8 protein-coding genes are annotated in these 7,696 nt (G+C 72.1%); 6 read left to right on the top strand and 2 right to left on the bottom strand.

Features of this window, described 5'->3' with window-relative positions:
• The 4 genes from JWP64_RS18320 to hisG all read left to right on the top strand — a co-directional run.
• Positions 1-1,276: vitamin B12 dependent-methionine synthase activation domain-containing protein (locus JWP64_RS18320; RefSeq protein WP_297498646.1), on the top strand; the 1,276-nt coding region annotated here is incomplete at its 5' end.
• Complete coding sequence (locus JWP64_RS18315; protein ID WP_297498643.1) at positions 1,266-1,964, top strand: HAD family phosphatase; 699 nt, start codon at positions 1,266-1,268, stop codon at positions 1,962-1,964. The genes JWP64_RS18320 and JWP64_RS18315, both read left to right, overlap by 11 nt.
• A gap of 200 nt (positions 1,965-2,164) precedes the next feature.
• Positions 2,165-2,428, top strand: a complete 264-nt coding sequence (locus JWP64_RS18310; RefSeq protein WP_297498640.1) for a phosphoribosyl-ATP diphosphatase — start codon at positions 2,165-2,167, stop codon at positions 2,426-2,428.
• A gap of 65 nt (positions 2,429-2,493) precedes the next feature.
• Complete coding sequence (hisG, locus tag JWP64_RS18305) at positions 2,494-3,384, top strand: ATP phosphoribosyltransferase (protein ID WP_297498637.1); 891 nt, start codon at positions 2,494-2,496, stop codon at positions 3,382-3,384.
• A gap of 9 nt (positions 3,385-3,393) precedes the next feature.
• On the opposite strand, the gene JWP64_RS18300 is transcribed toward hisG, so the two are convergent.
• Complete coding sequence (locus JWP64_RS18300; RefSeq protein WP_297498658.1) at positions 3,394-4,176, bottom strand: thioesterase family protein; 783 nt, start codon at positions 4,174-4,176, stop codon at positions 3,394-3,396.
• A gap of 46 nt (positions 4,177-4,222) precedes the next feature.
• Positions 4,223-5,116 carry a RecB family exonuclease gene (locus tag JWP64_RS18295; protein ID WP_297498655.1) on the bottom strand — a complete coding sequence of 298 codons (894 nt, stop codon included), beginning with the start codon at positions 5,114-5,116 and terminating at the stop codon, positions 4,223-4,225.
• A 243-nt stretch (positions 5,117-5,359) separates the two neighbouring features.
• Here JWP64_RS18295 and JWP64_RS18290 point away from each other — a divergent pair, with 243 nt between their 5' ends.
• Positions 5,360-6,232: a tRNA (adenine-N1)-methyltransferase gene (locus JWP64_RS18290; RefSeq protein WP_297498652.1), complete on the top strand. Its 873-nt coding sequence runs from the start codon at positions 5,360-5,362 to the stop codon at positions 6,230-6,232.
• A gap of 215 nt (positions 6,233-6,447) precedes the next feature.
• Positions 6,448-7,696, top strand: a 1,249-nt coding sequence (gene arc / locus JWP64_RS18285; protein ID WP_297498649.1) for a proteasome ATPase, incomplete at its 3' end; no start/stop codon positions are given.

The following is a 7,696-nucleotide window of genomic DNA, read 5'->3' as shown; positions in this document are numbered from 1 at the left end:
GCAGCCGATCGCGACCATCCTGAGCGCCGCGCAGGAGCACCGGGCGGACGCCGTCGGCATGTCCGGGCTGCTGGTGAAGTCCACGGTGATCATGAAGGAGAACCTCCAGGAGATGAACTCCCGGGGGATCGCGAAGAAGCTCCCCGTGCTGCTCGGCGGTGCGGCGCTGACCCGCTCCTACGTGGAGAACGACCTCTCGGAGGTCTACGAGGGCCGCGTCTCCTACGCCCGGGACGCCTTCGAGGGCCTCCGCGTCATGGACGCCACGATGGCCCGCGCCCGCGGCCTCGCCCCGGAGACCGACCCGGAGGAGGAGGCCAAGGCGGCCGAGCGCAAGGCGCGGCACGAGAAATCCAAGCGGATCGCGGCGAAGCGGAAGGCCGCGGAGGCCGAGGCGGCCGGGCCGTTGCCGGAGCGCTCGGACGTCGCGCTGGACAACCCGGTGCCGACGCCCCCGTTCTGGGGGACACGGGTGGTCAAGGGCATCTCCCTGAGCGAGTACTCCGGCATGGTCGACGAGCGGGCGCTGTTCCTGGGCCAGTGGGGCCTGCGCGGCAGCAAGGGCGACGGGCCGTCGTACGAGGAGCTCGTCGAGACCGAAGGCCGGCCGCGGCTGCGCTACTGGCTCGAGCGGCTGACGGCGGACGGCGTGCTCGCGCACGCGTCGCTCGTCTACGGGTACTTCCCGGCCGTCGCGGAGAAGGACTCGCTGCTGGTGCTGACGGAGCCCCGTCCGGACGCGCCCGAGCGCTTCCGGTTCACGTTCCCGCGGCAGCGCCGGGACCGGAACCTCTGCCTGGCGGACTTCTGGCGCCCGCGCGACGTCGCCGTGGCCGACGGCGAGATCGACGTCGTCCCGTTCCACCTGGTGACGATGGGCCAGCCGATCGCGGACTACGCCAACGAGCTGTTCGCGAAGGACGCCTACCGGGACTACCTGGAGGTCCACGGCCTGGGCGTGCAGCTCACCGAGGCGCTCGCGGAGTACTGGCACCGGCGGATCCGCGAGGAGCTGACCTTCGGCTCCGGCGGGAACCTGGCCCAGGACGACCCCGAGAACATCGAGGACTTCTTCAAGCTCGGCTACCGGGGCGCCCGCTACTCCCTCGGCTACGGCGCCTGCCCGAACCTCGAGGACCGCACCAAGATCATCGAGCTGCTCGAGCCGGGCCGGATCGGCGTCGAGCTCTCCGAGGAGCTGCAGCTGCATCCCGAGCAGAGCACGGACGCCCTGGTCGCCCACCATCCGGAGGCGAAGTACTTCAATGCCGGCTGACCTGCTCCCGGCCGCGGTCCTCTTCGACATGGACGGCACCCTGATCGACTCCGAGAAGGCGTGGGACGAGTCCCTGGTCGGCCTCCTGCGCTGGCTCGTCGGCTCGGACACGGCGGACCTGACGCCCGAGGCCCGGGCCGCGACCCTCGGCGGCAGCCTCGCGACGAGCCTCGCGATCGTGTTCCGGGAGGCGGGCGTCGAGCCCGAACCGGAGCTGGTGGAACAGGGCCGCCGCCGGCTCGTCGACCGGACCGGGGAGCTGCTGACGCAGGGCGTCGCATGGCGTCCGGGTGCGCAGAGCGCTCTGCGCACAATGCGCGAGGCGGGGATCCCGGCCGCGCTCGTCACCAACACCGGCCGGTACCTGACCGAGACGGCGCTGCAGCAGATCGGCCGGGGGAACTTCGCGGTCACGGTCTGCGGGGACGAGGTGCCGCGCGGCAAGCCCGCCCCGGACCCGTACCTGCGGGCCGCCGAGCTGCTCGGCGTGCCGGCGGAGGAGTGCGTCGCGGTGGAGGACTCGCCGACGGGCGTCGCCGCGGCGGAGGCGGCGGGCGCGACCGTGCTCGTCGTGCCCTGCGAGGTCGCCGTCCCGGCCGGGCCGCGCCGGGTGCTGCGGGAGAGCCTCGTCGGCCTGACGCCGGACGATCTCGCCGCGGCGATGCACCGGGTGCGCGCCGGGGTCTGACCCGCGCCGAGATCCGCAGGTCGTGGGGGTACCGTCGAACGTGCGGGGGCCGCGGCGAGCGGGACTCCGGACGGGTGACCGCTTCCGGGGCCGGGCCGTCCGGCGCATCCGACGGTCCACCAGCCTCACGGCAGCGGTCTCGGTTCGCGGTCACCACGGACGCACCCGGACACTGGATGCGCGAAAGGAGAAACACCGACGTGAAGACATTCGACGAGCTCTTCGCCGAGCTCAGTGAGAGGGCGGCCAGCCGCCCCGAGGGCTCCGGGACGGTGGCGGCGCTCGACGCCGGTGTGCACGCCCAGGGCAAGAAGATCCTCGAGGAGGCCGGCGAGGTGTGGATCGCCGCCGAGCACGAGGCGGACGACGCACTGGCCGAGGAGATCTCCCAACTGCTCTACCGGGTCCAGGTCGTGATGATCGGCCGCGGACTCGGCCTGGAAGACGTCTACAAGTTCCTCTGAGCACCCCCGCCGCGGGCTCTGAGACCGCGGCCCCGAACCACCACCGCACCTTCCCGAGGAGAGCAATGCTCCGCGTCGCCCTGCCCAACAAGGGGACTCTCGCCGAGCCCGCCGCGACCATGATGCGGGAGGCGGGCTACCGGCAGCGGGCGGACTCGCGCGACCTGTCGATGGTCGACGAGGAGAACGGCATCGAGTTCTTCTACCTGCGGCCCAAGGACATAGCCACCTACGTCGGCTCGGGCGACCTGAACCTGGGCATCACCGGGCACGACCTCATGGAGGAGTCCGGCAGCCAGGTCCAGAAGGTGCTCAAGCTGGGCTTCGGCGCGTCGAAGTTCCGGTTCGCCGTGCCCGAGTCGATGGACTGGAAGCTCGAGGACCTCGACGGCAAGACGATCGCGACGTCCTACCCGCGGCTGGTGCGCTCGCACCTGAGCGGCAAGCGCATCGGCGCGAAGATCATCAAGCTGGACGGCGCGGTGGAGATCTCCGTGCAGCTCGGCCTCGCGGACGCGATCGCGGACGTCGTCTCCTCCGGCCGCACCCTGCGCCAGCACGGGCTCAAGGTCATCGGGGACGCGATCGCCGAGTCCGAGGCCATGCTCATCGAGCGCGAGCCCCGGCACGACCGGATCGAGCCGGACGACATCACCGCGCAGAAGAAGATCTTCACCGAGAGGATCCGTGGTGTCGTCTACGCCCGGCAGTACCTGATGCTGGACTACGACTGCCGCAAGTCGGACCTAGACGTCCTCAGCGCTGTCGCCCCGGGCCTGCAGGGGCCGACCGTCTCGCCGCTCGCCCGGGAGGGCTGGGTCGCGGTGCGGTCGATGGTACTCAAGAAGGACTCGAACAATGTCATGGACAAGCTGGCCGCCAGCGGCGCCCGCGCGATCCTGACCTCGGAGATCCGATCCTGCCGGGCCGTGGACGGGGACCGCGAGGAGGACTGAACCCGGTCCTCAGCGGGGTCGGACGGTCAGCTCCTGGGTGATCCGTCCGACCTGCCCGTCGAGGTCGAAGAGGGTGGCCGAGACCGTGCCGGTGCCGGTCGGCCCGATCACCGTGGCGGCGTCGATCCCGGCCCACTCGCCCCGCGGCGGACGGTGCAGGTGGACCGTCAGCTCGGTGTTCACGAACAGCCATTCCCGCAGGTCCAGCGGGGCCGCGACGCCGTTGGCGGAGTCCGCGGCCGCCACCAGCCGCTGCAGGGGCGTCGGCTCCTCGCCCTCGACGACGGGGACCCGTAGCCGGGCCCAGGCCGTGCCCGGACCCGTGTCGCCCATCGAGCTCTTGCGCAGCCAGCGCCATTCGAGGGCGTCGAGGTAGCCCGGTAGCCAACCCTCCGGGCGTCCCGTCGAGAGGACTGCGCTCTCCGGCCCCGGCAGCGGAGCCGCCTCGCCCACGGCCGCCTCGGTGGTGTCCGTGATCGCGAGCCGCCACGCCCGGGCCCGCAGGACCGTGCGGCCGCCCGCCTCCATCTCCGCGGCGAGCATCTCGATCGTCCGCCCGGGCCGCTCCGCCCAGGCCCGGACCGTGACCTCGCCGGCCGGGACGGGTCCGAGGATCTCGATGGTCATCCGGGCGAGCTGCAACGGCGGCGCGTCCGGCCGGCCCGGGGCGCAGCGCTCGAAGGCTCGCATGATCAGCGCGGAGGGCGGCCCCATGTGCTGGGCGTCGGAGAACCAGGGCCCGGTCGTCGAGAAGGTGGCGTGGAAGCGCTCGCCCTTCTCGGGGGCGCTCATGTCCAGCGGGAGGTAGAAGGGCTCGGGCAGATCGCTCACCGCCCGATCATTCCTCAGCGGTCCGCGCGTCCTCCGCGGAGTCCGTCCCCGGCCAGCCGGGGTAGGGCGGCGGGGTGCCGTCCCAGGCGGGGCAGAGCGCCTTGTGGTCGCACCAGGCGCAGGCCGGGCCGCGGCTCGGCCGGAAGTCCCCGGTGCGCCCGGCCTCCATGACGGCGGCCCAGATCGCGTCCAGGGTGCGCTCGAAGCGGCGGAGCTCGTCCTCCTCGGGCCGGTAGGTGAGGCACTGGCCGTCCGCCAGGTAGAGCAGGAGCAGTTGCGCGGGCACCTCGCCGCGCAGGTGGAGCAGGGCGAGCGCGTAGAACTTCATCTGGAACAGCGCCCGGGCCTCCGCGACCGGCCGCGGGGCCGCCCCGGTCTTGTAGTCCACGACCCGGATCTGCCCGGTGCGGGCGACGTCCAGCCGGTCCACGATGCCGCGCAGCAGCAGCCCGGATCCCAACTCGGTCTCCACCCTCAGCTCGCGGGCCTCGGGTTCGAGCCGGCGCGGGTCCTCCAGCGCGAAGTAGGTGTCGATCAGGGGGCCGGTGGAGGCGAGCCACTCCGTGAGCTCGGGATCCTCCGGACCGGTGAACAGGGCTGTAACCAGCTCGGGCGCCTCTGCGACGAGTTCCGCCCAGACCGGCCCCACCAGCCCCGCGGCGGCCTCGGGGACCCGCTCCGCCGCGGGGAGCTCGAACAGGCGCTCCAGGACGGCGTGCACGAGCGTCCCGCGGAGCTGCGGGCGGCTGGGGGTCTCGGGGAGCCGGTCGATCGCGCGGAACCGGTAGAGCAGCGGGCACTGTTTGAAGTCCGCCGCGCGGGAGGGGGAGAGGGCGGGCCGGCGCCGGAGAGGCTCGCCGCCTGTGGGTGCGGCGGACCCGGGCGCCTCGGGCCCGCGCACGTCCACCCCGGTTTCGGTCACGGTCAGGAGGGTAGGCGAGCCCACCGACAGTTCCGGCGGGCCGCCGCCGTTGCCCCGGGTGGGGCCGGAGGACGGGAGCCCGTGGCGTCCCGGATAGCGTTCCGCCTCGTGCCCGAGCCCGAGAGCCCGACCGAACACGACGTCGCCGCCGACGCCCTGCCCGCCGTCCCGGACGGGGAGAGCCCTGCCGAGGAGAGCTCGGCTGAGGAGGCCGGAGATCCCGTGCGGAACGGGCAACCCGCCGGCGGGTCGCGGCCCGCCGGGCACCGCGGCGGACCGTTCCGGGAGGGGGACCGGGTCCAGCTCACCGACCCCAAGGGCCGCAAGTACACCCTCACCCTCGAGGCCGGCGGGCAGTACCACACCCACCGCGGCGGCCTGCCCCACGACGACCTGATCGGGAAGCCGGAGGGCAGCGTCGTGCTGTCCGCCGCGAACACCCCGTACCTGGCGCTGCGCCCGCTGCTCGCGGACTACGTGCTCGCCATGCCCCGCGGCGCGGCCGTCATCTACCCGAAGGACGCCGCCCAGATCCTGATGTGGGGAGACGTCTTCCCGGGGGCCCGGGTCCTGGAGGCCGGGGCGGGATCGGGGGCGCTGACCTGTTCGCTCGTGCAGGCCGTCGGCCCGTCCGGTTCGGTCGTGTCGTACGAGATCCGCGAGGACCACGCCGAACACGCCGAACGCAACGTCAGGAAATTCTTCGGTGAGGTGCCACCCAACTGGAGCTTGCGGGTGGGCGATCTCAATACTCACGACGGGGCCGCGGAGCAGTTCGATCGCGTCGTCCTCGACATGTTGGCGCCCTGGGACGTGCTGCAGACGGTCCACGAGTCGCTCGTCCCCGGTGGGGTCCTGGTCGGCTACGTGGCCACCACCACCCAGCTCTCCAAGCTCACCGAGGCGCTGCGCGAGATGCAGTGCTGGACCGAGCCGCAGGCATGGGAATCGCTGGTCAGGCCGTGGCACGTCGTCGGGCTGGCCGTCCGCCCGGAGCATCGCATGATCGGTCACACCGCGTTCCTGGTGACCACCCGGCGCCTCGCCGACGGCGTCACCCCGCCGCGTCCGCAGCGCAGACCGACCGGTCGCTGACGACATCGGGCGCGGTGGTGTGGAACGGCCGGTGACGGGAACCAGACAAGCACGTGCCGTCAAGGTGCCGTCCGCGTGAGTGAGGGATCACCGAATCGCCTCACCACCGAGGGCGCCGATGCCAGGTACCGTAAGGAATCGGAACACGGAGGGAGGATGCCGTGAACCCCTACGACGACGGTCCCGGCAGTCGTGAGCCAGGTGAAGGCGGGGACCTGACCCGCGCCGAAGCGGCTGCGCAGATCCGCTTCCTCGAAGAGGAAGTCGCACTGCTTCGGCGAAAGCTGACCGAGTCCCCCCGACACGCGCGCCTTCTCGAACAGCGCCTCGCCGAGTCCGCGAGCAGACTCTCGCAGCTCAGCGCGCGCAACGAGAAGCTGACGGAGACCCTCAAGGAGGCACGGAGCCAACTCGTCGCGTTGCGCGAGGAGGTGGATCGCCTCGCCCAGCCGCCGAGTGGGTACGGCGTCTACCTCACCGCGTACGACGACGGCACGGTCGACGTGTTCACGTCCGGCCGGAAGATGCGGGTGGCGGTCTCGCCCGCGGTCGAGACGCCCGAGCTGCGCAGCGGCCAGACCGTCCGCCTGAACGAGGCGCTCACGGTCGTCGAGGCGGGCGACTGGGAGAAGACCGGCGAGGTCTGTGCCCTGCGCGAGGTCCTCTCCGAGCCCACCGCCGACACGGCCGGCCGCGCACTCGTCGTCGGGCACGCGGACGAGGAGCGCGTGGTCTGGCTGGCCGCGCCGCTGTTCGCCGCCACCGAGTTCGCCGAGGCGGTGCCGCTCAAGCCGGGTGACTCGCTGATGGTGGACACGAAGGCCGGGTACGCCTACGAGCGGGTGCCGAAGGCCGAGGTCGAGGACCTCGTGCTGGAGGAGGTCCCGGACGTCGCCTACGAGGACATCGGCGGCCTGTTCCGGCAGATCGAGCAGATCCGGGACGCGGTCGAGCTGCCCTTCCTGCACGCCGAGCTGTTCCAGGAGTACGAGCTGCGCCCGCCCAAGGGCGTCCTGCTCTACGGGCCGCCCGGTTGCGGGAAGACGCTCATCGCCAAGGCGGTGGCGAACTCGCTGGCCAAGAAGATCGCGGCCCAGCGGGGGGACGACCCGAGCGAGGGCAGGGCGTTCTTCCTCAACATCAAGGGCCCGGAGCTGCTCAACAAGTTCGTCGGTGAGACCGAGCGGCACATCCGCCTGATCTTCCAGCGGGCCCGGGAGAAGGCGTCGGCCGGCACGCCGGTCATCGTCTTCTTCGACGAGATGGACTCGATCTTCCGGACCCGTGGCTCGGGGGTCTCCTCCGACGTCGAGACGACGATCGTGCCGCAGCTCCTGGCGGAGATCGACGGCGTCGAGGGCCTGGAGAACGTCATCGTCATCGGCGCCTCCAACCGCGAGGACATGATCGACCCCGCGATCCTCCGGCCCGGCCGGCTGGACGTGAAGATCAAGATCGAGCGGC

It is taken from the genome of Pseudonocardia sp. (assembly GCF_025465255.1).
Lineage (GTDB): Bacteria > Actinomycetota > Actinomycetes > Mycobacteriales > Pseudonocardiaceae > Pseudonocardia.
This window is presented reverse-complemented; position numbering and strand designations above follow the sequence as displayed.

Excerpts from the sequence above, each read along its gene's own strand:
- JWP64_RS18315 (WP_297498643.1), top strand. The coding sequence starts at position 1,266 with ATGCCGGCTGACCTGCTCCCGGCCGCGGTCCTCTTCGACATGGACGGC.
- hisG (WP_297498637.1), top strand. The coding sequence starts at position 2,494 with ATGCTCCGCGTCGCCCTGCCCAACAAGGGGACTCTCGCCGAGCCCGCC.
- JWP64_RS18300 (WP_297498658.1), bottom strand. The coding sequence starts at position 4,176 with ATGAGCGCCCCCGAGAAGGGCGAGCGCTTCCACGCCACCTTCTCGACG.